Origin of the sequence: Lawsonibacter sp. JLR.KK007 (assembly GCF_036941135.1) — a bacterium.
In the GTDB taxonomy this organism is placed as follows: Bacteria; Bacillota; Clostridia; order Oscillospirales; family Oscillospiraceae; genus Lawsonibacter.
Genome location: NZ_JAYWSY010000003.1, coordinates 19,449 through 45,135, shown reverse-complemented (window position 1 = coordinate 45,135; position 25,687 = coordinate 19,449). Strand labels below are relative to the sequence as shown.

The window sequence follows — 25,687 nt, the reverse complement described above, 5'->3', positions numbered from 1 at the left end:
GAGGATCAGGCCAGCGTCAGGGTAAAATGGAACTGGGTCACCCCGTCCTCGCTGGTGACAGTGATGGTTTCCTTTAGGTTGCCCAAAATCGTCTTTACGATATACAGCCCCAGGCCCACGCCCTCCCGGTCCATAGAGCGGGAGTAGTCCGCCTTGTGGAACCGCTCAAAGAGCAGGGGCAGCTCCTCCGGCGGGATGGTGGCCCCCAGGTTGCGGATTCTGGTGTGGGCCTTGCCGTCCTTTTTGGTGATCTGCACGGTGATGGCGGTGCCGGGAGCGGCGAACTTAGCCGCGTTGTCCAGCAGGTTATAGCACACCTGGGTGATAGAGTCCGGGTCGCCCCACACCATCAGCTTGTCCTCCGGCATCTGGACCTCCACATCCAGCTGCCGGTCGGTGATTTTGGTCTCCAGGCTGATGAGCACCCGGGACATCACCTCGGTGAGGTCGAAGGTCTCCTGGGCGGTGACGGTGCTCTCCGCCAGGGCGTTGAGCCGGGACAGGTCCAGCATCCGCCGCACCAGCCGGCTGAGCCGCCGGGTCTCCGACACCACGATCTCCAGCGACTCCCGCTCCCGCTCCGGCGGGATGGTGCCGTCCAGAATCCCCTCGGCAAAGCCGGCGATGGTGGTCATGGGGGTCTTCAGCTCGTGGGAAACGTTGGCGATGAACTCCGCCCGCTGGCTCTCCACCTTCTCCAGGGAGTTTGCCATGGAGTTGAACGCCTCCGCCAGATCGCTGACCTCGTCCCCCCGGTCCTCGTAACCGGTGACCCGCATGTCAAATTCCCCCTGGCCGAACTTCCGGGCGGCCTCCGCCATCTCGATCAGGGGACGGGTCTGATAGGCGGAGGTGAGGGTGCTGGCGATGACTGAGATGAGAAACACCACCACCGCCGAGAAGAAGAAGATGGTGGCGGTGGACGACCACATCTCGTTCAGGTTGGAGGCGCTGGCCCCCACCAGGATGATCCCCTGGGTGACCGTCAGGGAGCCGATCTGGTTGATCACCGGCAGGGCGGAGGTGTACCGCCGCTCCGGGTAGATGCCCCCCAGGCTGGTCATGCCGTTGTAGGTTCCGGTGGTCCGAACCTGCTCCACCACATCCTCCGGGAGCTGGCCGGCGTTGTCCATAACAAACTGACTGCCGTCGGTGGCAAAGAGGATCGTTCCCGTGCTGTCGGCCACAATGATGTGGGAGTTGGAGATCATGGCGATGGAGGCCATATAGCTGCTGTAGAACTCATCCTGCACATCCAGCGTAAGGTAGCGCCGGTAGTAGGTGGAAGTAAAGCTGGCGATGTAACCCGCGTTGCGGATCACCGAGTCCCGGGTCTCCCCGATGATATAGCGGTAGGACAGCAGCATAAAGGCCCCGGCCAGCAGAGTGAAGGAGAGCAGCATGATGCTCACCATCATGGTCAATTGGCGCCGGTAGAGGGAACGCATCCCGGCTCACCGTCCTTTCTAAAACACGTTTACGCGGATGTCCCCAGTTCAAACTTATATCCAACGCCCCACACGGTCTTCAGCCGCCACTGGCCGCTGACCCCCTCCAGCTTCTCCCGCAGGCGCTTGATGTGGACATCCACCGTGCGGCTGTCGCCGAAGTAGTCAAAGCCCCACACCTCATCCAGCAGCTGGTTCCGGGTAAACACCCGGTTGGGGGAGGAGGCCAGATGGAACAGCAGCTCCAGCTCCTTGGGGGGCGTGTCCACCCGCTGGCCATCCACCAGCAGCTCGTAGGAGTCCAGGTTGATGACCAGCTTGTCAAAGGACAGCTTCTTCTCTCCGCTCTCCTCCTCCACGCCGCTGCGGCGCAGCACCGCATGGATGCGGGCCAGCACCTCCTTCATCTCAAAGGGCTTTACGATATAGTCGTCCGCCCCCTGCTCCAGGCCGGACACCTTGTCCTCGGTCTCCCCCTTGGCGGTGAGCATGATAACGGGAGTCTTGTCCCCCTCCCGGATCTTTTTCAGCACCGACCAGCCATCCATGATGGGCAGCATCAGGTCCAGCAGCACCAGGTCGGGCTGGAAGGAGCGGAACAGCTCCACCCCCCGGCCCCCGTCCTTGGCCACCTGGGTCTCAAAGCCCTCCTTTTCCAGATAGAGGTGGAGCAGCTCGGCAATGTTGGCGTCGTCCTCAACGATCAGGACCTTCTTCGACATAAAAACGGCACCTCACTCTTTTCCCGGGGACGGTCCTGCCCGTCCCCGCAGATGTTGTCTTCCTCTCTATTATAACGCGAACCGCTTCGCTTGGGTGAATAATTTGTGAATTACCGTCCGTTTTACTCCTCCACATAGGAGTGGTCCACCTGGATGATCGGGAAATAGCGGTCGGACAGCCCCCTCACCCCCCGGCACAGCTCGGCCCGCACCTGGCTGTCCGACAGGCGGAAGCCGTAGGGGGCCATCACGTCGAAGAGGATGTTGGTGTGGATCGGACCGGCAGTGATGCGCAGGTCGTGGATGGTGAGCGCAGGATCGATCTGCCGGGCGACGTCCGCCACCTGCTTCCGCAGCGCCTCAGTGCGCTCATCCCGCACCACCGGGTCCATGTGGATGCAGGTCTCCACGTGGTGCTTCCGCTTCAGTTCCCGCTCAATATGGTCGATGATGTCGTGCAGCTCCAGCAGATCCCCTTCTGCGGGCACCTCGGCGTGGAGGGACATCATGGCCCGGCCTGGGCCGTAATCGTGGTACACCAGATCGTGGATTCCCAGAATATGGTCGTGGCCGCAGATGATGCGGTCAATGTCGGCGGCCAGCTCCCGGTCCATGGGGCGGCCCAGCAGAGGCGCGGCGGTATCCTTGGCGGCGCCCCAGCCGGTGCGCAGGATGAACAGCGCCACCGCCAGCCCCAGCCAGCCGTCCAGGGGCAGCTGGAACCACTGCCCGGCGGCCAGGCCCAGCAGCAGCACACCCGTCGCGCAGGCGTCCGACAGGGAATCGGCGGCAGCTGCGGCCAGCGCGGCCGACTGGATCTGCCGGGACAGCGCCCGGTTAAAGGCGAACATCCCCAGCTTGACCGCAATCGACACCGCCAGGATGGCCGCGGTCAGGCCGGAGAAGACCGACGGCTCCGGATGGAGGATTCTTTGGACGGAGGACTGCACCAGCTCCGCCCCCACCAGAAGGATGAGCATCGCCACCACCAGCCCCGCCAGATACTCCACCCGGCCATGGCCAAAGGGGTGCTCCTCGTCCGCCTCCTGCCCGGCCAGCCGGAAACCCACCAGCGTGACCACCGAGGAGGCCGCGTCGGACAGGTTGTTGAAGGCGTCGGCGGTAATGGCGATGGAGGCGGTCAGGATGCCCGCCAGCATCTTTCCCAGAAACAGCAGCAGATTCAGGGCCAGCCCCAGCCCTCCGGACAGCGCGCCGCACCACTGCCTGGTCTCAGGGGCCCGGGGGTCCCTGTCACGAAGACAAAAACGGATGAAAAAGTCCACGAAAAGAAAGCACCTCACAGCTTGAAAAGAATGGGATTATCTGCCTTATAATCTTTTCATTTTCTCACAAGTGATTCTTTTTGTCAAGATAAGATCCTGTCAAGAATGGTATAAAATGTTTTTCTTCTGAAAAAACTACCAGAATCGTGTACGGATTACGAGCATGCGTCCATATTATGCGGACACATTCCAGCTCTCCACCATTTTATGCAAAACGACGAATGCCCAAAAATCAGCCTCGTTTTTCCTCGTCATTTTGCTTGCTTTTCTCCCCGCTGCATGGTACAATGTGCGGGCTATGTCCCGCATATCAGTGGAAAAAGCGGGGAAGGAGGTTGTTTTTTTCACTCCAGACTGTACGTCATAGAAACACACCGGGACACAACATTTTTGAAGGTTTGAAGGAGAGAAATTAATGTCAAAGAAACACGACGCGCCTCAGAAGGTCAGCGCCTATAACCGCTGGCTCAATGGCATCGAAGCTGTAGGCAACAAGCTTCCTCACCCCGTCGCGCTGTTTGCCCTCTTTTGTCTATTCATCATCGTCATTTCTGCCATCTGCGCCGCGGTTGGCGTCTCCGCCACCGGCAAGCTGATCTCCAACGGCGAGATGGCTGAAACCACCGTCACCGCCGTCAGCCTGCTGACCAAGGACGGCCTGGCCTATATTTTCTCCCACGCGGTGAGCAACTTCACCTCCTACGCCCCTCTGGGCATGGTGCTGGTGGCTATGCTGGGCGTAGGCGTGGCCGAGCAGTCCGGCCTGATCACCGCCCTGCTGAAGCAGACCGTGAAGGCCACCCCCAAGTCCCTTATCACCCCGGTGGTGGTGTTCCTGGGCGTGATGTCCAACATCGCCTCTGACGCGGGCTACGTGGTGCTGATTCCCTTGGGCGCCATGGTCTTCCGGGCCTATGGCCGCCACCCCATGGCCGGTCTGGCCGCCGCCTTTGCCGGCGTGTCCGGCGGCTTCTCCGCCAACCTGCTGGTGGGCACCACCGACCCCCTGCTGGCCGGCATCACCCAGACCGCCGTGTCCATCGTTGACCCCAACTACCATGTTCAGGTGATGGGCAACTACTGGTTCATGTTCGTATCCACCTTCCTGATTACCATTGTGGGCACCTTTGTCACCGACAAGATTGTGGAGCCCCGGCTGGAGACCTTCGGCGGCGAGCTGCTGGGCGAGGAGGACGAGTCCCTCACCACCATCACCGAGGCTGAGCGCAAGGGCCTGCGCCGGGCCGGCATCGTGGCGCTGATTTTCGTCGTGATTGTCATCGCCTGCTGCATCCCCGCCAACTCCTTCTTCCGGAACGAGAAGGGCGCCCTGCTGGGCCGTCCCGCCTCCCCCCTGATTGACGGCATCGTGGTCCTCATCGCCCTGCTGTTCTTCCTGCCCGCCGTAGCCTTCGGCAAGACCGTGGGCACCTTTAAGGACCACCGTGAGGTGTGCAACGCCATGTCCAAGGCCATGGCCACCATGGGCTCCTTCCTGGCCCTGGCCTTTGTCTCCTCCCAGTTTATCAAGTATTTTGAGTACACCAAGCTGGGCACCATCATCGCCCTGAACGGCGCCAACTTCCTGGATTCCATCAACATCGGTCTGATTCCGCTGATGGTCATCTTTGTGCTGTTCTCTGCCTTCATGAACCTGTTCATGGGCTCCGCCTCCGCCAAGTGGAACATCCTGGCCCCAGTGTTTGTCCCCATGTTCATGCTGCTGGACTACAGCCCCGAGCTGTCTCAGCTGGCCTACCGCATTGGCGACTCCTGCACCAACGTCATCACCCCGCTGATGACCTACTTTGCCGTTATTGTGGTCTTTGCCCAGCGTTATGACAAGAAGGCCGGCATCGGCACCATCACCGCCACCATGCTGCCCTACTCCATCGCCTTCCTGATCTTCTGGACCATCCTGCTCATCATCTGGCTGGCGGTATCCCAGGCTACCGGCGGCTTCCCGCCCATCGGCATCGACACCGGTCTGTTCTACGGCGTCTAACCCTGGACCCTGAGGGCGGCCATCGGCCGCCCTTTCTAATTTTAAAGGAGGTTTTTCCCATGATCAACAAAGAACGCCTGCTGAGCACCTTTTTAGACTATGTGCAGATTGACAGCGAAAGCACCCACGAGGGGGCCATGGCCACCCGGGTCGCGGAGGACCTGAAGGCCATCGGCTGCCAGGTCTATGTGGACAACAGCGGCGAGCAGACGGGCAGCGAGACGGGCAACCTGTACTGCACCCTCCCCGGCACCGCCGAGGGGGAGCCCATCCTCTTCGCCGCCCACATGGACACCGTGGTCCCCGGCGTGGGGGTGAAGCCCGTTATTGAGGACGGCGTTATCCGCAGCAGCGGGGACACTGTGCTGGGCGGGGATGACAAGTCGGGCGTCGCCGCCATTGTAGAGGTTCTGCGCACCATCGTGGAGCAGAACCTGCCCCACCCCACTATCGAGGCTCTGTTCACCGTCTGCGAGGAGGTGGGCCTGCGGGGCTCCCGCCACATGGACTACAGCCGCGTCACCGCCAAGAAGGCCGCCGTATTGGACAGCAGCGGCGACGCAGGGAAGATCATCACCGCCGCCCCCGGCCAGTATAAACTGAGCGCCGCCGTCATCGGCCGCCGGGCCCACGCAGGCGTAGCCCCCGAGGAGGGGATCAGCGCCGTGCAGGTGCTGTGCGAGGCCATCGCCAACATGAAGCTGCTGCGCATTGACGAGGAGACCACCGCCAACATCGGCACCATCTCCGCCCAGTACGCCACCAACATCGTCCCCGAGCGGGCGGAGCTGGTGGGCGAGTGCCGCAGCCGCCGGGACGACAAGCTGGAGGCCCAGGGCCAGCATATGATGGACTGCCTCCAGGCCGCCTGCGATAAGTACGGCGCCACTCTGGAGGGCGGTCTGACCAAGGCCTACAGCGCCTACTCTTACACCGAGGACGACCCCTTTGTGCAGCAGCTGATGGCCGCCTGCCGCAAGGCGGGGCTGGAGCCCTCCCTGGCCGCCAGCGGCGGGGGGAGCGACGCCAACAACATGAGCGCCCACGGCCTGAAGGCCCTGGTGCTGGGCACCGGCATGGCCAAGGTCCACACCGTCCAGGAGGAGATCACCGTCAAAAATCTGGAGGACACCGCCGCCCTGGTGCTGGCGATTGCCGTCCAATAAGGGCGGATTGGGGAGCAATGGGGAAAATCGTCCGCGAATGTTCACAAAAAGTTCATTCCCCCGTCATGATTTAGCCGCATTCATATTCTATGATAGTACCGTAGTCAAGTGAATGAAATGTATCTCCTTTCTCTCTCCTTTACAACACACAGGCAAGCTGCCCCGGTCGTATGGCCGGGGCGGCTTGCCGTTTACGGACGGAATTTGGAGTTTACAAAAAGTTCACGGCAATGTCATGAAATTGCCGTATTTATCCCTTATGATAACACCCGTAGCCAAGCTACAACATGTATCTCCCATTTCTCCCTCTCCTTTTACAACACACACAGACAAACCGCCCCGGCTGTCCGCCGGGGCGGTTTGCCGTTTCTGTGCGGCGGACATTTTTCACAATTTTGTTTTTTAGGGATTGTATTCCGGTGCAAAACGTTGTATCCTAGAGCATCGGGAGGGAACGCCATGGATTATGACAAGCTGCTGAATATCTCGGTGGAGCTGGGCTGCCAGCTGATGTCCAGCGGAGCGGAGATCTACCGGGTGGAGGAGTCGGTGCGCCGGCTGCTTCAGGCCTACGGGCTGGAGTCCCCGGAGGTGTTCGCCATCCCAAACTGTGTGATCGTCAGCGTCACCACGCCGGAGGGCCACCCCATCACCCGGATGCGCCGCATTGGCAGCCACGGCACAAACATTGAGCTGCTGGAGCGGTGCAACGCCCTGTGCCGCCAGCTCTGCACCCAGCCCCCCTCGGTGGACAAGGCCCAGGAGCTGCTGTCCGCCACGGTGAAGGGCTCCCCCAAGTATGCCGCCTGGCAGGTGCTGATGGGCTACGGGATCGCCCCCGCCTTCTTTTCTCCTCTGTTCGGCGGCGGCGTGACCGACGCGCTGGCCGCTATGACCGGCGGTCTGGCCGTCGGGATCTGTCTGCTGTACGGGAGCCGCTTCATCGGTTCCAACAGCTTTTTCCGCACCGCCTTCTGCAGCGCGCTGGCCTCCCTGCTGTCCCTGGCGCTGGTGCAGATCGGGCTGGGCAACAGCCTGGATACGGTGACCATCGGCACCCTGATGGTGCTGGTGCCCGGCATGGCTCTGACCAACGCCATGCGGGAAATCATGGCCGGAGACATCATCTCCGGCCTGAGCCGGGCCGCCGAGTCCATTCTGACGGCGGCGGCCATCGCCATCGGTTCCGCCCTGGGGCTGGGACTGGTGGAGATGCTGTAAGGGAAGGAGCGGAGACCGATGATCCTGATCTGGACGGATTACATCCTGCCCTGCGTCTGCGCCTGTTTGGCCTGCGTGGGTTTTTCTCTGGTGTTCAACATACACGGCATGGGCAAGCTGATCTGCGGCGTGGGCGGAGCGCTGGGCTGGCTGATCTACCTGCTGGGCGGGAGCACCATATTTGCCGCGTTCCTGGCCTCGGCGGCCATCGGGGTGTATTCGGAGGTCATGGCCCGAATCCGCCGCTGTCCGGTGACCGGCTATCTGCTGGTCGCGCTGCTGCCCCTGGTGCCCGGCGGAGGCATCTACTACGCCATGAGCTACTGCGTCGCCGGGGACGTCTCCCGCTTTTTGTCCACCCTGCTCCACACCTTCGGCATGGCGGCGGCGCTGGCGGTGGGCGCAATGCTGACCTCCTCCCTGTTCCGGGCGGCGTACCCCTATCTGTACCGCCTGCGATCCGTCAAACGATGAAAACCGGCCATCCTGCTGTCAGGATGGCCGGTTCCTTTTCTCGTTACCACACCGGCTGGCGCGCCACATACTCCTCGTAGGTGATTCCCTGCTCCATAATGGCCTGAGCGATCTCCACCCCCACATAGCGGTAGTGCCAGGGCTCAAACCGGTAGCCGGTGACCGCCTCCTTCCCCAGGTCGTACCGGAGGATAAAGCCATGCCCGGCGCAGTGCTCCTTCAGCCAGGCGAAGGCGGGGGTATTTTCAAAGTGGGCCTTGGTGCTGGCCACATTGATGTCCAGCGCCAGACCGGTCTGGTGCTCCGAGTGGCCGGGCCGGGCGGAAAAGGTATCCACCGTGGCCTGCTTATTCTGCTTTAAGTATCGGTTATAGGTGTTCTTCTGCGTGGCGTAGGAGCGGTAGGCCGACACACTGCGCAGAGAGATGCCGTCCTCCCGGGCCGCGTCCGCCATGGCCCGGAAGGCCGCCGCCGCCTCCGGCTGCAGAGAGCCCGACCCGTAGCGGCTGCCCAGCGCCTCCAGCTTGGGCACATAGCCGGCGGGCAGGGTGTAGTGCTTATTCACCAGAACGGTCAGACTGGAGGGATCGGCGGTCTCCCAGATCAGGCTGTAGAACCCCTGATCCTGGTCCATGTTCACCTGGAGGACGACCTCTTCTGCGCCGTCCTTGGGGTGCTCCGCCGCCCAGGCGCTGTACCGGTCCAGCCGGTCAAACCGGCCGTTGGGCAGGGACAGATACACCAGATCCGCCCGGGTCAGCTCCCCCTCCTTCAGCAGCCGGAAGAGGGACTCGTCCTTCCCCATACGGGAACTGAGGGCCTCCTTCTGTTGCTTGGTCAGCCCCTTCTGGGCCAGCAGTCTGGCCGCCTCCTTCTGGCGGGCCTCCATCTCCGCCGCCTGGACCGGATCGATCTCCTCCTCTGGCTGGGCGGGGTCCTCGGCCTCCTCCAGCGTCGTCAGCACCGGCTCTGCTGCTGGACGGACCAGCTCCTCCGCTCCGTCCGCTGCACCGGTGAAGGTCAGGGCTCCAAAGCAAAGTGCTGCCGCTAAAAGCAGCCGCAGGCACCGCCGAATGGTAAATTTGTGCATGGTCTTAGATCCTTTCTTATGTAACGCAACGGTTGGGTTCCGATATAGCTCCCTGCTGGAGGAGGAACGCATGGGCGTCCCCGCCGCAGGCGCCGAGGAACCAGGAAAAAATAGCGGCGCCGTCCACCGTATCCAGGCGGCGGCGACCAAAGGACATCCGCTCCGGATGGAACTGGACCCCCAGGATGGACCGCTCCGCCAGCTCGACGGCCTCCGGGAAGCCGCCCTCCGCCCAGGCCGAGGCCCGCAGGCCCCGCCCCAGCGCGTCCACCGCCTGGTGGTGGGCGCTGTTCACCTGGAAGAGCGGCCCGTAGAGCCGGTGGAGGATGGAGTCCTCCGCGCTCCGGATGGGATGGACCGTGTCCGCCTTGCCGACGTGAAAGGGGCGCTGTTCCGGCCTCAGGTCCTGAACCAGGGTGCCGCCCAGGGCCACGTTGATCAGCTGCATCCCCCGGCAGATGCCCAGGATGGGCTTGCCCGCCTCGTAAAAGGCGCGGAACAGCTCCAGCTCCGCCCGGTCCCGGGCCCGGTCCGGCGGCTGAGACCCCCGGTCCTCCTGGCCGTACCAGGCGCTCTCAATGTCGCCGCCGCCGCACAGCAGCAGCCCATGACAGCGCAGGTCGGGGGCGGAACAGTATCCGGCCACCGGCTCTCCGCCGGCGCCCCGGATGGCGGCACAGTAGTTGTCGGTGCGCCCCGTCTCGCCGGACACCTGTATGGTCAGCCTGTTCATGTACATCACTGCCCGTCCTGGGCGGCCCGCGCCTTCACCAGAGCAACGATCAGGCTCACCGCCCCCTCCACTCCAATTATGCCGGAGTTCAGGGTCAGATCGTAGCGCCGCATATCCCCCCAGATGTGCCCCGTATAGTAATTATAGTAGTTGGCCCGGCCCTTGTCCATCTGGACGATCCGCTTCTCCATGTCTTCCGAGGGAATGTGGTACTCATCCACACACCGCTCCACCCGGCTGGCCATGTCGGCGTGGACAAAGACCTTCAGGCACTCGGGCCGCTCTCCCAGCACATAGTCGGAACACCGGCCCACAATGACGCAGGGACCCTCATCGGCCAGCTCACGGATGACCTCCGCCTGGGCAAAAAATGCCTGGTGGCTCACGGGCACGCCCTGATGAGCCAGGGCGGGAGTCCCGATGCCCGCCGGTGCGATGGACAGGTGGAAGCGGCTGCGGGCCCGTTCCTCCGCCCGGGCGATGAAGTCGGGGGAAAGCCCGCTCTTCTCCGAGGTTTTCTGGATGATGGTCCGGTCGTAGCAGGGGATGCCCAGCTGGGCGGCCAGCCGCTTTCCGATCAGGCGGCCTCCGCTGCCAAACTCCCGGCTGATGGAGATCACATAATTACTCATCAATCACACCTCCCGATTGAGATGGGCGGAGCAGGGATCAAACCGGCTCCGCAGGGAAACACTTCTCTGCGTATAGTATAATACACCCCGGCAAAAAAAACAACGGCAAACTGCTCTCTGCCGGAAAAAAATCGGGGTACCAAGGAAATCTTTGGTAATATCCGCCAAAAATGGGGACTCGCTTTTTTACAACCCGCCAAAGTTGGGCAAAATACTCAAATTATACTTGCATCCTGGGCGGAACGTGAGTATTATTATAATCAGGTTAGCCGGAAACGTTACCGGTAACGTCACCAGTAACGTTTCCAGCCGATCCAGAGGAACAAAATTTTCGTTTAGGAGGATAATGAAATGCGCACGTACAAAAAGATCCTGGCCCTGGCGCTCAGTGCCGCCATGTCCCTGACCCTGCTGGCCGGCTGCGGCGGCAAGGACAGCACCACCGACGCCTCCGGCCGCGTCTACTGGCTGAACTTCAAGCCCGAGTCTGACAGCGTCCTGCAGGAGATTGCCGCCACCTACACCGAGCAGACCGGCGTACCGGTCCAGGTGGTCACCGCCGCCTCCGGCACCTACAGCCAGACCCTCATCGCGGAGATGGATAAGTCCGCGCCCCCCACGCTGTTCGTCATCGGCAACCAGGACGGCGTGGCCCAGTGGAAGGACTACGCCCTGGACCTGACCGGCTCCGCCATCGCCAACGAGTTGAATACCGACGCCTACAACCTCTACGACGAGACCGGCAAGCTGGTCTCCATCGGCTACTGCTACGAGTGCTACGGCATCATTGTCAACCCTGACCTGGTGCAGCAGGCCGGCCACTCCATGGATGAGATCAAGGACTTCGCCTCCCTGAAGGCCGTGGCAGAGGATATCCACGCCAACGCCGCCACCCTGGGCTTCGACGCCTTTACCTCCTCCGACATGGACGGCAACTCCTCCTGGCGCTTTACCGGCCACATGGCCAACCTGGAGTATTACTACGAGCAGGAGGGTTCCATCTGGACCGAGTGTCCCCCCACCATCTCCGGCAAGTATATGGACAACTTCCGGAACCTCTATGACCTGTGCATCAACAACAGCACCGTCCCCTCCACCGAGCTGGCCACCGGCGGTCACGACGCCGCGCAGGAGTTTAAGGACGGCAAGGCCGTCTTCTATGTCAACGGCTCCTGGGAGTATGAGGGCGTGAAGGACGCCGTCCCCAACGCCACCATGATCCCCTACTACTGCGGCGTGGCCGGAGAGGAGAAGGCCGGCCTGAACTGCGGCACCGAGAACTGCTGGGCCATCAACGCCAAGTCCTCTGAGGCCGACCAGCAGGCCACCATGGACTTCATGGTCTGGTGTGTCACCGACCCCGACGCCTCCCGTAAGCTGGTGGACACCTTTGGCGTCATGCCCTACAAGCAGGCGGCTGAGTCCACCAACGGCTTCCTGGCCGCCGCCGACGAGTACACCGCCAACGGCTGCTATGTGATGAACTGGGCCACCAACTTCCAGCCCAACGTGGAAGCCTACCGGGCCTCGCTGGTCTCCGCCCTGAACCAGTACAACAACGCCCAGTCCGACGCCAACTGGGAGCAGGTCCGCACCGCCTTTGTCGACGGCTGGGCCACCCAGTATCAGGCCATCAACGGCTGAGTTTTCTGAGAACAGCACCCTTTGACATCAGGCCGGGGCGGGTAATGCGCCCGCCCCGCCATTGCTTCCGTCCGTATGTAGGGGCGGACATGGTCCGCCCGCCGTTCCGACAGGCGCACCCTGTGCGCCCCTACAAATGAAAAAGGAGTTGATCGACTTGAAAAAGAAGCGGATCTCCAACAGCAGCTCTATCCGCCGTGCCACTCGGATGTGGAGCCCGCTGTTCCTGGGCCCGGTGATCATTGCCTTCACCATCGGCTTTGTGTGGCCCTTCCTCTGGGGCATCTGGCTGTCCCTGTGCCAGTTCCAGACCACCTCCGACGCCCAGTTCGTCGGCCTGGGCAACTATATCCGCACCTTCCAGGACGCCTCGTTCCGCTACGCCTTCGGGTACACCGCCCTGTTCGCCGTGGTGTCCCTGGTGCTCATCAACGTGCTGGCCTTCGCCGTGGCGTACGCCCTGACCCAGGGCATCAAGGGCAGCAACCTCTACCGCACCGTCTTCTTCATGCCCAACCTGATCGGCGGCATCGTGCTCGGCTACATCTGGTCCATGATCTTTGACGGCGTGCTCAGCCGCTGGTCCACCTCCATCCTGATGGAGACGAAATACGGCTTCTGGGGCCTGATCATCCTCATGTGCTGGCAGCAGATCGGCTATATGATGATCATCTACATCGCCGGACTTCAGAACGTTCCCGGCGAGATGCTGGAGGCCGCCCGCATCGACGGCGCCACCCGCTGGCAGACCCTGTTCAAGGTGACCATCCCCAATGTGATGCCCTCCATCACCATCTGCATGTTCCTGTCCCTGACCAACGGCTTCAAGCTCTTCGACCAGAACCTGGCCCTCACCGCCGGCCAGCCCTTCATCATCCAGCCCGGCGGCACCTCCATCAAGACCACCGAGATGCTGGCCCTGAACATCTTCAACACCTTCAACATGGCCAGCGCCACCGCCAAGGGCACCGCTCAAGCCAAGGCCGTGATCTTCTTCATCCTGGTCGCCGCAATGGGTCTGGCTCAGCTGGGCTATACCCGCAAAAAGGAGGTACAGCAGTAATGAACAAAAAAGCTCTCTCCGCCGAATCACGCCGGAAAATGGTGCTGTCTGTGGTCCTGGCGGTCATCTGCGTCATCTACGTGCTGCCGGTGGCGGCTGTGGTCATCAACTCCTTTAAGCTGAACACCTTTGTCAAAACGGATACCTTCGCCCTGCCCTTCGGGGACATGTGGGCGGGCATGTCCAACTTTGTCACCGGCATGACTTTTGGCAACTACCCCTTCCTCGACAGCGTGAAATACAGTGTGATTATCACCATCCTGTCCACCGCCCTGATTCTGCTGTGTACCTCCATGGCCGCCTGGTACATCGCCCGGGTGAACTCCGCCTTCTGCAAGCTGGTCTACTTCCTGTGCGTGTTTTCCATGGTGGTCCCCTTCCAGATGGTCATGTACACCCTGTCCAAGACCGCCGACACCCTGAGGCTGAACACCCCCTGGACCATCCCCATCGTCTACCTGGGCTTCGGCGCGGGACTGGCTATCTTCATGTTCGTGGGCTTCGTCAAATCCATCCCCCTGGAGATCGAGGAGGCCGCCGCCATTGACGGCTGCGGACCCCTGCGCACCTACTTCTCGGTGGTGCTGCCCATGCTCAAGCCCACCATGATCTCTGTAGGCATCCTGGAAATCATGTGGGTGTGGAACGACTATCTGCTCCCCTCCCTGGTCCTGAACATCACCAAATACCGCACCATCCCCATCCACATCCAGTATCTGAAGGGCAGCTACGGCACTGTGGACCTGGGCGCGACCATGGCCCTGATCCTGCTGTCCATCATCCCTGTCATCGTGTTCTACCTCACCTGCCAGAAGCACATCATTGCGGGCGTGGCCGCCGGCGCGGTGAAGGGCTGAGCTTGGGACTTGCGTTTCCGCCTGAAATGTGCTAAAATAACCAACCTAGAGAGAAGGGATACGATGTGACCATCAAGGATATCGCCCGGCTGTCCGGGTGCGGTGTGGCCACCGTGTCCCGGGTGCTCAACGACCACCCCGACGTCAGCGACGAGACCCGCCGCAGGGTCATGGCGGTGGTGGAGGAGCAGGGCTTTCAGCCCAACAACAACGCCAAGCACCTGAAGCAGCAGGCCAGCTCCAGCATCGCCATCATCGTCAAGGGCACCATGAACATGCTCTTTGCCGATCTGGTGGAAAGGCTCCAGTCCCTGCTGCGGGACGCCGGACAGGACGCCGACGTCTACTACCTGGACGAGGACGCCAACGAGGTGGCCTACGCCCTTCAGCTGTGCCGGGAGCGCCGCCCCATGGGCATCCTCTTCCTGGGCGGCGACCGGGAGCTGTTTCAGGCCGCCTTTCAGGGCATCACGGTGCCCTGCGTGCTGCTGACCAACACCGCCGGGGACCTGGGCTTTGACAACCTCTCCTCCATCACCACTGACGACCGGGAGGCCTCCCGTCAGGCGGTTCGCTTTCTGGCCGGACAGGGCCACCGGCACATCGGGATGCTGGGGGGCAACTGGTCCTGCTTCCAGATCGGCCACAGCCGCTATTTGGGCTGCCTGCAGGCCTGCCAGGAGCTGGACCTCCCTTTTGACGGGGATCGCCAGTGCGAGCCATGCCGCTACTCCCTGGAAGACGGCTACGCCGCCGCCAAGGTGCTGCTGGACCGCTGCCCCGGCCTGACCGCCATCTTTGCCGTCAGCGACGTCACCGCCCTGGGCGCCATGCGGGCCCTGCGGGACCTGGGAAAACGGGTCCCCGAGGACATCTCCGTTATGGGCTACGACGGCATCACCATCGGACAATACTCCCTGCCCCGGCTGACCACCGTCCGCCAGGACACCCAGCAGCTGGCGGAACGGGGCGTGGATGCCCTGCTCCGGGGCATTACCCGCAACAGCCCTCCTGTCCACGAGCTGGTCCCCTTCCAGCTGATCGAGGGGGAGAGCGTGGCCCGGCTTTCCTGACCGCAAGGGCCGCCGCTGGCGGCCCTTTGTCATACTTTATTTTAACAGAAAAAGGTGATTCCATCGTGAGAAAAGCAGGAATCTTAATGCCCATTTCCTCCCTGCCCTCCCCCTGCGGCATCGGCACACTGGGGGAGGACGCCTACCGCTTCGCCAGCTTTCTGGCTGCGGGGGGGCAGTCCCTCTGGCAGGTCCTGCCTCTGGGACCCACCAGCTACGGCGATTCCCCCTACCAGTCCTTCTCCTCCTTTGCCGGAAACCCCTACTTCATCGACCTGGACCTGCTGGCCAAGGACGGCCTCCTGGAGCCGGAGGAATACCGGAACCTGGACTGGGGCAGCGACTCGGAGCGGGTGGATTACGGAACGCTGTACGTCACCCGATACCCGGTGCTGCACAAGGCCTGCGCCCGCCTTCTGGCCCAGGACCGGCCCGATTTCGCCGCCTTCTGTGAGGAGCAGAAGGACTGGCTGGAGGATTACGCCCTGTTTATGGCCCTCAAGGGGGAGCACAACGGCCTGTCCTGGTTCCAGTGGCCGGAGGAGCTGCGCCTGCGCAGGCCCGACGCGCTGGACCGGGCCCGGACCAGGCTGTCTGGAGAGGTCGCCTTCTGGAAGGCGGTGCAGTACCTCTTCTTCGGCCAGTGGCGGGCGCTGAAGAAGTATGCCAACGGCCTGGGTCTGTCCATTCTGGGGGACCTGCCCATCTACGTGGCCGGGGACAGCGCCGACGTATGGTCCAACCCGGACCAGTTCCAGCTGGACGAAACCGGTCTGCCCACCGAGGTGGCCGGCTGTCCCCCCGACGGCTTCTCCGCCGACGGCCAGCTGTGGGGCAACCCGCTGTTTGACTGGGAGGCCATGAAGGAGGACGGCTACGCCTGGTGGCTGCGGCGGATCTCCTTCCAATTCCAGCTGTACGACACCCTGCGCATCGACCACTTCCGGGGCTTCGACTCCTACTACGCCATCCCCTACGGGGACACCACCGCCCGCAACGGCAAGTGGAAGCCTGGTCCGGGCATCGCCTTCTTCAAGGCGGTGAACAGGGCTCTGGGCAAAAAGGATATCATCGCTGAGGACCTGGGCTTCCTCACCCCCTCGGTGCGCAAGCTGCTGAAGGATTCGGGCTATCCCGGCATGAAGGTGCTGGAGTTCGCCTTTGACAGCCGGGACGCGGAGAGCGACTATATGCCCCACCGCTACCCCACCCACTGCGTGGTCTACACCGGCACCCACGACAACGACACCATCATGGGCTGGATGGCCTCCGCTCCCAAGAAGGACGTGTCCTACGCCAAGGCGTATCTCCGCCTGTCCAAGCGGGAGGGCTACCACTGGGGCATGATGCGCTCCGCCTGGGCCTCCCCCGCCGACCTGGCGGTGATGCAGTTCCAGGACCTGCTGGGGCTGGGTTCGGAGGCCCGGATGAATATCCCCTCCACCTTAGGGAATAATTGGCAGTGGAGAGCCCTGCCCGGCGCCTTTGACGAAACGCTTTCCAAGCGCCTGTACCGGGAGATGCGGGTATACCAGCGGCTGCCCAAGGCTCCAAAAACCAGGAAATCCAAACAGTAAGGATGTGTTTTTATGCAGTTGAAAGAACAGCTCTTTCAGACCACCCAGGTGCGCTTTGGCTGCGCCCCTGACCAGTGCGACGATCACCAGCTCTATGAGGCGCTGCTGATCCTCACCCGCCAGCTGGCTCAGGACCGCCCCGCTCCGTCAGGCGGACGGAAGCTCTACTATTTCTCCGCCGAGTTCCTCATGGGCAAGCTCCTGTCCAACAACCTGCTGGCCCTGGGACTCCACGACGAGGTCCGCGCCCTGCTGGCCGACCTGGGCCGGGACCTGGGTGTCATCGAGTCCATGGAGCCGGAGCCCGCCCTGGGCAACGGCGGTCTGGGCCGTCTGGCCGCCTGCTTCCTGGACTCCATCGCCGCCCTGGGCCTGCCCGGCGACGGCGTGGGCCTGAACTACCACTACGGCCTCTTCCGGCAGAAATTCGACCACAACCGCCAGACCGAGGTCCCTGACCCCTGGATGGAGGCGGACAGCTGGCTCATCCCCACCGGGTGCACCTTCGACGTCCCCTTCGGCGGTTTCGACCTGAAGGCGGTGCTCTACGACATCGCCATTCCCGGAGCCAACAACCAGTGCGCCAACCGGCTCCACCTCTTCGACGTGGCCGAGCCCGCTTCCGCCCCCTGGGTGGGCATCGACTTTGACAAGGGGGACATCGCCCACCGGCTGACCTCCTTCCTCTACCCCGACGACAGCGACGACGCGGGGCGGCTGCTCCGGGTGTATCAGCAGTATTTCATGGTGTCCGCCGGGGCCCAGCTGATCCTCTCCGAGCTGGAGAGCCGGGGGTACGCCCCCGACACCCTGGCCGACCATGTGGTGATCCAGATCAACGACACCCACCCCTCCATGGTCATCCCCGAGCTGATCCGGCTGCTCACCGCCAAGGGCCTGTCCTTTGACGCCGCCCTGGATCAGGTCCGCCGCACCTGCGCCTACACCAACCACACTATCCTGGCCGAGGCTTTGGAGAAGTGGCCCCTGTCCTTTATCGAGAAGGTGGCCCCCCAGCTGGTGCCCGTCATCCAGGAGCTGGACCGCCGCATGAAGGAGGCCCATCCCGATCCCCGGGTCGCCATCATCGACGGGCAGGACCGCGTTCACATGGCCCACATGGACATCCACTGCGGCTTCTCTGTCAACGGCGTGGCCGCTCTCCATACCGAGATTTTGAAAAACTCCGAGCTGAAGCCTTTTTACGACATTTACCCGGAGAAATTCAACAACAAAACCAACGGCGTCACCCTCCGCCGGTGGCTGGAGGCCTGCGATCCCCAGCTCACCGCCCTGATCGACGACTGCATCGGCGCCGGCTGGCGGCAGGACGCCCGCAAGCTGGAGAAGCTGCTGGACTTCCAGGAGGATGAAGCCGTTCTGGACCGCCTGCTGGAGGTGAAGCAGCACAATAAGAACCAGCTGTGCCGCGTCCTATGGGCCGTTCAGCACATTGAGCTGGACCCCCAGTCCGTCTTCGACATCCAGGTCAAGCGGCTCCACGAGTACAAGCGGCAGCAGATGAACGCCCTGTATATCATCCACAAGTATCTGGAGATCAAGGGGGGCAAGCTGCCCGAGCGGCCGGTGACCGTCCTGTTCGGCGCGAAGGCCGCCCCCGCCTATGTCATGGCCAAGCGGATCATTCACCTGATCCTCTGCCTGCAAAAGCTCATCAAGCAGGACCCCCAGGTCCGGCCCTGGCTGCGGGTGGCCATGGTGGAGAACTACAACGTCACCTGGGCCGCCCGGCTCATCCCCGCCTGCGACATCTCGGAGCAGATCTCCCTGGCCTCCAAGGAGGCCAGCGGAACCGGCAACATGAAGTTCATGGCCAACGGCGCGGTCACTCTGGGCACCCTGGACGGGGCCAACGTGGAGATCGCCCAGCTGGTGGGGGAGGAGAACATCTACACCTTCGGCCAGCACAGCGACACGGTGATCGGCCTGTACCAGGGCGGCGAGCCCGACGGCCGCGCCTACCGCCCCCTGGACTACTACCACCGTCCGGCGGTGGAGGGGCTGGTGGACTTCATCGTCTCCCCCGAGCTGCTGGCCATCGGCGATCCGGCGGAGCTGTCCGCCCTGTGGCGCGACATGAAGTACAAGGACTGGTTCATGGCCCTGCTGGATGTGGAGGACTACATCGCCGCCAAGGAGCGGTGCCTGAAGGACTACGGCGACCGCCGGGCCTGGGCGAAGAAGATGCTGGTCAACATCGCCAAATCGGGGTATTTCTCCTCCGACCGGACCATCGAGCAGTACAACAAGGATATTTGGAAGCTGAAATAACCGCCTGTATTGAAAACGCGCGTCCCGCAAACACGGGACGCGCGTTTTTTATGGGATGATCCATCTGCCGGTCAGCGTCTCCGGCGCATTTTCCACGTGCCACAGATAGCACCGCAGCACCTGCCGTATGTATCCCGGCACCGTTTTGTCCAGCTGCTCCGCCTGCTCCTTCACCTGGTCATACCAGTCCAGCGGCAGCTGAACACAGACCGTTTTCTTGGGGCCTGGTTTCATAGCAATCACCTCAATCTCATTTTAAGGGTTATTCCCTTAAATGTCAACTTAAAAAATCCTTATGCCCCATAATATTTTGGGGTGATGAGTATGCTGGAGCATCTGCGGGGACTGCGGGAAGACAAGGACTTATCTCAGGCGGAGATGGCCAAAATTCTTCAAGTCCATCAGACAACCTATTCCGATTACGAGCTGGGCCACCTGAATATCCCAATCGATACACTCAAGCAGTTGGCATGTTTCTATAACACCAGCATCGACTACCTCCTGGGCCTGACCAACGTCCGGGAACCTTACCCCCGGGCATAAGAAAATGGAGACGCTTACCGCGTCTCCGTTTTTCACTCCAAGCAACTCAAAACCGCCCAGGCGGCGCCTTCCTCCCCGTTAGAGGGGGCAATCCGGGCGGCGGCGGCCTTCACATGCTCCGGGGCGTTGCCCATGGCAATGGGCAGGCCCGCCACGCGGAAGGCGCTCAGATCGTTCTCGCTGTCCCCCACGGCGGCGCACCGGTCCAGGGGAACGCCGTACCGCTCCGCGATCACCGCCAGGGCTGCACCCTTGTCCGCTCCACCGGCGGTGAGCTCAAAGTCGTGGCCGCTGGAAGTGGTGAGGGTCACATCGGGCAGGGCGGCCAGCTCCTCCACTGGGGGCCGGACCTCGCCCAGCTCCCCGTGAATCTTCACCAAGGGCAGGTCATGCTCCGCCATAAATCCCAAAAAGTCCTCGGTCACCGTCACCGCCTTGTGAAAGGCGGGGAAGGGATACCAGCGCTCCATAAACTTTTTGTAGGCGGCGTTCACCAGGATCTCGTTCCCCGCATAGATGAGCAGCTGAACGTCCCAGCTCAGGCACAGCTCCATGGCCCGCCGGGCGGAGCCTTCGTCCACATCCCAGCGGCGGACGGTCCGCCCGGAGGCGCCGTCCACCACCAGGCCGCCTCCCGCTCCCGCCGACAGGGCGTCACACCCCGCCTCCCGGGCAAAAAACATGCTCTCTTGGGCGGGACGGCCGGTGTTGATCACCACCCGCAGCCCCGCCGCCCTGGCCCTGGCGATGGCCTCCCTGGAGGCGGCGGTAATGGTCCCCTCCGGCGTAAGCAGGGTGCCGTCCAGGTCCAATGAAATCAGCTTTATCATCCGAAAAACAGACCTCCTATTTGATAGACCAGCAGAGCCACTCCGTAGGCACAGCCCATCTGCCATGCGATGGAGAACCAGGCCCACTTGGAGCTGTTCATCTCCTTGAAGAGGGTAGACACGGCGGCTACGCAGGGGACGTACAGCAGGATAAACACCAGCATGGCAAAGGCGGACAGAGGGGTGAAGCCGGTCATGGCGGCGGCCACCGCCCCGCTGGAGGCCGTGAGGGAGAAGCCGTAGAACATGGACAGGGAGGACACCACCATCTCCTTGGCAATAAGACCGGTAAGCAGGGCCACGGCGGCCTGCCAGTATCCGAAGCCGCAGGGGGCGAAGATGGGCGCGATCAGCCCGCCGATGGCCCCCAGCATGCTGTGGGAGGCGTCCTCCACCATGTGGAGGGAGAAGTCGAAGGACTGGAGCAGCCACAGCACCATGGACATGAGCAGGATCAGCGTCCCGGCCTTGACCAGAAACCCCTTCACCTTCTGCCACACGTGGTTAAGCATATTGCCCAGGGAGGGCAGGCGGTAGGGGGGCAGCTCCAGCACAAAGGGAGCGGGCTCCCCGGCGAACAAAGCGCTTTTGAAGAACAGTCCTGAAAGAATACCCACCAGCATCCCTACAACGTACAGCCCAAACACCACCAGTCCCGCCCAGGGGCCGAAAAAGGCGGCGGAGATCAGACCGTAGACGGGCAGCTTGGCGGAGCAGGACATAAAGGGCACCAGCAGGATGGTCATTCGCCGGTCCTTTTCGTTCTCCATGGTCCGGGCCCCCATGATGGCGGGCACCGAGCAGCCAAAGCCCATAAGCATGGGGATAAACGCCTTTCCGCTCAGGCCGAACCGGCGCAGAAGCCGGTCCATGATGAAGGCGGCCCGGGCCATGTAGCCGGAGTCCTCCAGGAAGGACAAAAACAGAAACAGCAGAGCAATCTGGGGCAGGAAGGTGAGCACGCCTCCCACTCCGGCGATGATGCCGTCGCAGACCAGGGAGACGAGCACATGGGACACCTCCATGCCCTTCAGGACGGGGGCCAGCCACTGGGAGAGGGCGTCCATCCCCGCCCCCACCCCGTTGGACAGCCAGGAGCCGAAGGGGCCGAAGGTGACCACAAACATCACCAGCATGGTACACAGAAACAGCGGGATCGCCCACACCCGGTGGGTGACCACCCGGTCGATCTTCTCGCTGAAGGTGAGCTCTCCGGGGGCGCCTCCCCGCACCACCGACGCCTCCACCACCCTTTGAATGTACTGGTAGCGGCTGTCAGCGATGAGGGTCTCCCGGTCGCCCAGGTCGCTGGAGTTCTCATACTCCGCCACCAGGACGGCCAGCTTGTCCCGGACCCCGTCCGGAAGCTCTAACGCCTCTTCCACAACGGAGTCCCCCTCCAGCAGCTTGATGGCGGCCCAATGGGCAGGGAGTCCGGCGGCGTAGGCGTAGTCGTGGAGCAGCTCGCCCATGCGGTGGTGGATATCGTGGGTGTAGTCGTCGTAGAGGTCGTCGGGCTCCACCGTCACCCCCAGGTGCATCTGCCGGTGGGCGGTATGCAGCAGCGCCTCGATGCCCTCGCCGGTGCGGGCGGTAATGGGCACCACCGGCACCCCCAGCTCCTTGGCCAGCCGGTCCGTGTCGATCCGGTCCCCCCGCCGGGCCACCTCGTCCATAAAGTTGAGGGCCACCACCGTGGGCCGCTCCAGCTCCAGCAGCTGGACGGTGAGATACAGGTTCCGCTCCAGGTTGGTGGCGTCCACAATGTCGATGACGCAGTCGGGGGCCTGATTGATGATGAAGTCCCGGGCCACGATCTCCTCCATAGAGTAGGGGGACAGGGAGTAGATGCCGGGCAGGTCCACCACCGTCACCGTCCGGTCCCCAAGGCGGGCGGCGCCCTCCTTTTTCTCTACGGTGACGCCGGGCCAGTTGCCCACATACTGGTTAGAACCGGTCAGGGCGTTGAACAGGGTTGTTTTGCCGCAGTTGGGATTGCCCGCCAGAGCCACCCGCATGGGACGGGTATCATGGGCGGCGGGGTCGTAGCGGGCGGCATGGGCCTCCAGCTCGTGCTCGTGGTCCCGGAGCTGGCGCCGGACGGTCTCCGGGTCGGGGACGTGCCGGGTCATGGCCGACCGGGCCGCGCCGGTGGACCGGGGGCCGGGCTGGCCCAGGACGATCCGGGCGGCGTCCTCCCTGCGCAGGGACAGCTCATACCCCCGCAGGGTCACCTCAATGGGGTCACCCAGGGGTGCGATCTTGGTCACCTTCACCTGGGTGCCCGGGGTGAGGCCCATGTCCACCAGACGGCGCTTCACCGTCCCCGATTTGTTGCCGATGGACAGAATGGTCCCGCTCTGCCCCGGGGCCAGGTCATCCAGTGTCCGCTTGTCCATATGTCCAGCCTCCCCCTCACTTGTCCCGGATATTGTACCGTATGGCGAGGGCTTTTTCAAGAGATTCGTCCCGTTTCCCCGGAAAAAATTCCCCGGCCTCGGCCGGGGAATTTTGGCTTATTCACAGTACATCCGCACCGCCAGATAGACAGCCTTCTCATGCTCCGGGGGCAGGCCGCCTGCAGCATAGACCCCGCCGCCGGAACCGCCAACGGACAGGGTCAGCAGGGTGAGGCCCTCCTCCTGGTCCACAACTCCGCCCTGAGGGGGAGACCAAGCCGTACCGTTTCCGATATAGGGGCTGGAGATCTCATCCAGGCGGCCCTGTACGGAAGCGCCAGCGAAGTTGACCCCATAGTCAAACCAAATTTTAGTCCAGCGATGTTCCGCCTCTGACCACGCCTCGTGGCGGGCCTCTATGCTCAGCACCAGAAGCTGCCGGCGGGGGCCGTACAGGACCCGGCTGTCAGAGGCGGTCTCCAGAAGCGGCCAGCTGTCAACCAAGCCCTCCTCATGGGTCCACAGCTCCGCCTGAACCGTACAGGCAGTAAAGTCATCGGCCAGGGCAACCTCATACAGGTGCAGGCTGTTCCCGGTTACTCCCAGGGCCTGGGCAATCTGCCGCTCCCGGTCAGAGCCGCTGATATAGGCAACCACCGTCTCCCGCTGGGGCAACCATTCGGTGTTGTCTCGGACCCAGGTATAGCCCAGCCAGGCCAGAACAGCGATCAGCACCGCCGCTGCCGCCGCAAACAGCCACCGCCATGTTTTGATCCTCGACCCCAGTTGGGACAGCCCGAAGCGAAGCGAGTCCCGCACCGCCTCCTCTCCGGGCTCCTCCCCCCGCTGGCCGGACAGCAGCTCGGTGACGGTCAGCTCCAGCGCCCCAGCCAGCGGCTCCAGCAGGGCGATGTCGGGGCAGCTCCGGCCGGAGTAACATAGTAAAAGACATCAATCAATCTTGCCAACAAAGCGGTAAACAATCTCGATTTCCTGTACCCTGTTGCCGTCCTCGTCCTTGGTGGCCTCATGGACAAGGATTTTTTCAATCAGGGTGTTAAGCATATCGGCGGTTAACTCCGTGGGGCTGGAAAACTGCTTGATTAACTCCACCCACTTGTTTATGCCGTCCTCCTGCTCCTTGGTGCTGGCAAGCTGGGCCGTCAACGCTTCAATCTTCTTCTCAAGCTTTCCCTGTTCCTGCTGGTACTTCTGGGACAGCATGGAGAAATTGCGCTCCGTGATTTTCTCGTTTACCCTGTCCTCGTAAATCTTGGCTAACAGGTTGTCAAGCTCGGTCAACCGCTTTTCTGCCCGTCTCTTTTCCTGTGCGGCCCGTTTGCTTGCGGCGGCTTGCTCCGTCATGGTGGACTTGGAAAGCCTGTCCAATATGGCTTGCTCGTCCTGATGAACGGCGGTAATCCAGTATTGCAGACGGGAGAGAACAAAGTTATACAGCACATCATAGCGGATATAGTGCATAGAGCATTGACGGAGGCCCTGTCCATTCTTGCTACAATGGTAATAGCTGTATGGGGCCTTTTTGCGCTGGTTCGTTCCAAATGCCAGCGACCACCCGCAATCAGCGCATTTCACCAACCCGGCGAAAATCTGCCGTGTGCCGTCCTTCCGGTTCCTGCGGCGGCTGGCTATGTGCTGTTGCACCCGCTCAAAATCTGCCTTGCTGATTATGGCCTCATGGGTGCCCTCAACCTTCCACCATTCACTTTTAGGCTTGCGGATTTTCTTCTTGCTCTTGAATGACACGTTGGTTTGCTTGTTGTGGACACTATTCCCGATGTAGTTTTCATCCTGCAAGATTTTCTTTACCTGTGCTATCGTCCACTCGTACCGCTTGCCCTCTGGCTGGGCCTCGTAGACGTGGGCGAAGGTGCCGTATCTCTGGAAGTTCAGCCATGACGGTGTGGGTATCTGTTCAGTGGCAAGTATGTGGGTTATCTTGGCGGCCCCTGCTCCTTGGACGGCTAAAGCAAAGATTTTTTCGATTATCCACTTTGTTTCATCGTCAATGAGTAGATGGCCTACTTGCTCGGGGTCTTTCCGATAGCCCAGCGGGGCGTATGCTCCATAGTGCGCCCCGTTTTCATTCCGTGTACGAAATGCCTTGGTGACCTTGCGGGAAATGTCCCTTGCGTACCATTCATTTATCACGTTCAAAAATGGGGTAAACTCGGTTGATTGCTGGTTGTTGCTGTCAACTCCGCTATCGACGGCAATAAAGCGGACACCCAACTCAGGGAAACGCATTTCCGTATACATTCCCATTTCCAAATAGTTACGACCAAAACGGGAAAGGTCTTTCACCACCACGCAGTTTATGCGGCCCGCTTCAATGTCGGTAATCATACGTTGGAAACTTGGACGGTTGAAGTTCGTGCCGCTATATCCATCGTCAATGTATTCATCGACCACAAACAGGTGATTTTGCTCTGCGTAGCGGCGTAACATCATGCGTTGGGTGGCTATGCTGTTACTCTCCCCGGCGTTTTCATCGTCTCGGGACAAGCGGAGATAGAGAGCGGTGTTATATACGGGCTGTTTCATTGTAAAAATCCTCCTTTGAGGAAACAGCCCCCACAATTATGGCACTTTCTAACATGATTATTATACC

22 protein-coding genes are annotated in these 25,687 nt (G+C 61.9%); 11 read left to right on the top strand and 11 right to left on the bottom strand.

Annotation, left to right across the window (positions count from 1 at the left end; translation table 11 throughout):
* Window positions 1-5 precede the first annotated feature (5 nt).
* The 3 genes from VV088_RS18330 to VV088_RS18320 form a co-directional block, all read right to left on the bottom strand.
* Complete coding sequence (locus VV088_RS18330) at window positions 6-1,418, bottom strand: sensor histidine kinase (RefSeq protein WP_334602112.1); 1,413 nt, start codon at window positions 1,416-1,418, stop codon at window positions 6-8.
* 59 nt (window positions 1,419-1,477) lie between these two features.
* Window positions 1,478-2,170 carry a response regulator transcription factor gene (locus VV088_RS18325; protein WP_334602111.1) on the bottom strand — a complete coding sequence of 231 codons (693 nt, stop codon included), beginning with the start codon at window positions 2,168-2,170 and terminating at the stop codon, window positions 1,478-1,480.
* Between the two features lie 122 nt (window positions 2,171-2,292).
* The gene (locus tag VV088_RS18320) at window positions 2,293-3,456 is read right to left on the bottom strand and encodes a cation diffusion facilitator family transporter (protein WP_334602110.1); all 1,164 of its coding nucleotides are present in this window, start codon (window positions 3,454-3,456) and stop codon (window positions 2,293-2,295) included.
* A gap of 415 nt (window positions 3,457-3,871) precedes the next feature.
* Here VV088_RS18320 and VV088_RS18315 point away from each other — a divergent pair, with 415 nt between their 5' ends.
* From VV088_RS18315 to VV088_RS18300, 4 genes are all read left to right on the top strand, one after another.
* Entirely contained in the window at window positions 3,872-5,461 is a 1,590-nt protein-coding gene (locus VV088_RS18315; RefSeq protein ID WP_334602109.1) for an AbgT family transporter, read from the top strand.
* Window positions 5,462-5,520: 59 nt separating this feature from the next.
* Window positions 5,521-6,627, top strand: a complete 1,107-nt coding sequence (locus VV088_RS18310) for a M20/M25/M40 family metallo-hydrolase (RefSeq protein WP_334602108.1) — start codon at window positions 5,521-5,523, stop codon at window positions 6,625-6,627.
* Between the two features lie 459 nt (window positions 6,628-7,086).
* A complete protein-coding gene (locus VV088_RS18305; protein ID WP_334602107.1) occupies window positions 7,087-7,848 on the top strand; it encodes a threonine/serine exporter family protein in 762 nt (253 codons plus the stop codon).
* A gap of 18 nt (window positions 7,849-7,866) precedes the next feature.
* Complete coding sequence (locus VV088_RS18300; RefSeq protein WP_334602106.1) at window positions 7,867-8,322, top strand: threonine/serine exporter family protein; 456 nt, start codon at window positions 7,867-7,869, stop codon at window positions 8,320-8,322.
* A gap of 43 nt (window positions 8,323-8,365) precedes the next feature.
* Here the strand turns inward: VV088_RS18300 and VV088_RS18295 are convergent, their stop codons facing one another.
* From VV088_RS18295 to VV088_RS18285, 3 genes are read right to left on the bottom strand one after another with little or no spacing between them, the layout of a single operon-like run.
* Window positions 8,366-9,412, bottom strand: a complete 1,047-nt coding sequence (locus VV088_RS18295) for a M15 family metallopeptidase (RefSeq protein WP_334602105.1) — start codon at window positions 9,410-9,412, stop codon at window positions 8,366-8,368.
* 16 nt (window positions 9,413-9,428) lie between these two features.
* On the bottom strand, window positions 9,429-10,151 hold the full coding sequence (locus VV088_RS18290; RefSeq protein ID WP_334602104.1) for a gamma-glutamyl-gamma-aminobutyrate hydrolase family protein: 723 nt from the start codon (window positions 10,149-10,151) through the stop codon (window positions 9,429-9,431).
* A complete protein-coding gene (locus VV088_RS18285; RefSeq protein ID WP_334602103.1) occupies window positions 10,151-10,777 on the bottom strand; it encodes a cytidylate kinase-like family protein in 627 nt (208 codons plus the stop codon). The genes VV088_RS18290 and VV088_RS18285 overlap by 1 nt, the downstream gene beginning before the upstream one ends.
* Before the next feature lie 351 nt (window positions 10,778-11,128).
* Between VV088_RS18285 and VV088_RS18280 the strand changes: the two genes are divergently transcribed.
* From VV088_RS18280 to VV088_RS18255, 6 genes are all read left to right on the top strand, one after another.
* The gene (locus VV088_RS18280) at window positions 11,129-12,421 is read left to right on the top strand and encodes an ABC transporter substrate-binding protein (RefSeq protein WP_334602102.1); all 1,293 of its coding nucleotides are present in this window, start codon (window positions 11,129-11,131) and stop codon (window positions 12,419-12,421) included.
* A gap of 190 nt (window positions 12,422-12,611) precedes the next feature.
* Complete coding sequence (locus VV088_RS18275; RefSeq protein WP_334602857.1) at window positions 12,612-13,484, top strand: carbohydrate ABC transporter permease; 873 nt, start codon at window positions 12,612-12,614, stop codon at window positions 13,482-13,484.
* Window positions 13,484-14,341: a carbohydrate ABC transporter permease gene (locus VV088_RS18270; RefSeq protein WP_334602101.1), complete on the top strand. Its 858-nt coding sequence runs from the start codon at window positions 13,484-13,486 to the stop codon at window positions 14,339-14,341. Before VV088_RS18275 ends, VV088_RS18270 begins: the two co-directional genes overlap by 1 nt.
* A gap of 65 nt (window positions 14,342-14,406) precedes the next feature.
* Window positions 14,407-15,414, top strand: a complete 1,008-nt coding sequence (locus VV088_RS18265) for a LacI family DNA-binding transcriptional regulator (RefSeq protein WP_334602100.1) — start codon at window positions 14,407-14,409, stop codon at window positions 15,412-15,414.
* Window positions 15,415-15,476: 62 nt separating this feature from the next.
* Entirely contained in the window at window positions 15,477-16,991 is a 1,515-nt protein-coding gene (gene malQ, locus VV088_RS18260) for a 4-alpha-glucanotransferase (RefSeq protein ID WP_334602856.1), read from the top strand.
* Window positions 16,992-17,003: 12 nt separating this feature from the next.
* Window positions 17,004-19,283 carry a glycogen/starch/alpha-glucan phosphorylase gene (locus tag VV088_RS18255; protein ID WP_334602099.1) on the top strand — a complete coding sequence of 760 codons (2,280 nt, stop codon included), beginning with the start codon at window positions 17,004-17,006 and terminating at the stop codon, window positions 19,281-19,283.
* 48 nt (window positions 19,284-19,331) lie between these two features.
* Here the strand turns inward: VV088_RS18255 and VV088_RS18250 are convergent, their stop codons facing one another.
* The gene (locus VV088_RS18250; RefSeq protein ID WP_334602098.1) at window positions 19,332-19,517 is read right to left on the bottom strand and encodes a hypothetical protein; all 186 of its coding nucleotides are present in this window, start codon (window positions 19,515-19,517) and stop codon (window positions 19,332-19,334) included.
* A 90-nt stretch (window positions 19,518-19,607) separates the two neighbouring features.
* Between VV088_RS18250 and VV088_RS18245 the strand changes: the two genes are divergently transcribed.
* Window positions 19,608-19,826 carry a helix-turn-helix domain-containing protein gene (locus VV088_RS18245; protein ID WP_334602097.1) on the top strand — a complete coding sequence of 73 codons (219 nt, stop codon included), beginning with the start codon at window positions 19,608-19,610 and terminating at the stop codon, window positions 19,824-19,826.
* Between the two features lie 32 nt (window positions 19,827-19,858).
* Here the strand turns inward: VV088_RS18245 and VV088_RS18240 are convergent, their stop codons facing one another.
* The 4 genes from VV088_RS18240 to VV088_RS18225 all read right to left on the bottom strand — a co-directional run bounded on the left by VV088_RS18240 (window position 19,859) and on the right by VV088_RS18225 (window position 25,620).
* The gene (locus VV088_RS18240; RefSeq protein ID WP_334602096.1) at window positions 19,859-20,656 is read right to left on the bottom strand and encodes a Cof-type HAD-IIB family hydrolase; all 798 of its coding nucleotides are present in this window, start codon (window positions 20,654-20,656) and stop codon (window positions 19,859-19,861) included.
* On the bottom strand, window positions 20,653-23,055 hold the full coding sequence (gene feoB / locus VV088_RS18235) for a ferrous iron transport protein B (RefSeq protein WP_334602095.1): 2,403 nt from the start codon (window positions 23,053-23,055) through the stop codon (window positions 20,653-20,655). Before feoB ends, VV088_RS18240 begins: the two co-directional genes overlap by 4 nt.
* A gap of 117 nt (window positions 23,056-23,172) precedes the next feature.
* Window positions 23,173-23,874: a hypothetical protein gene (locus VV088_RS18230; protein WP_334602094.1), complete on the bottom strand. Its 702-nt coding sequence runs from the start codon at window positions 23,872-23,874 to the stop codon at window positions 23,173-23,175.
* 132 nt (window positions 23,875-24,006) lie between these two features.
* A complete protein-coding gene (locus tag VV088_RS18225) occupies window positions 24,007-25,620 on the bottom strand; it encodes a recombinase family protein (protein ID WP_334602093.1) in 1,614 nt (537 codons plus the stop codon).
* Between the last annotated feature and the right edge of the window lie 67 nt (window positions 25,621-25,687).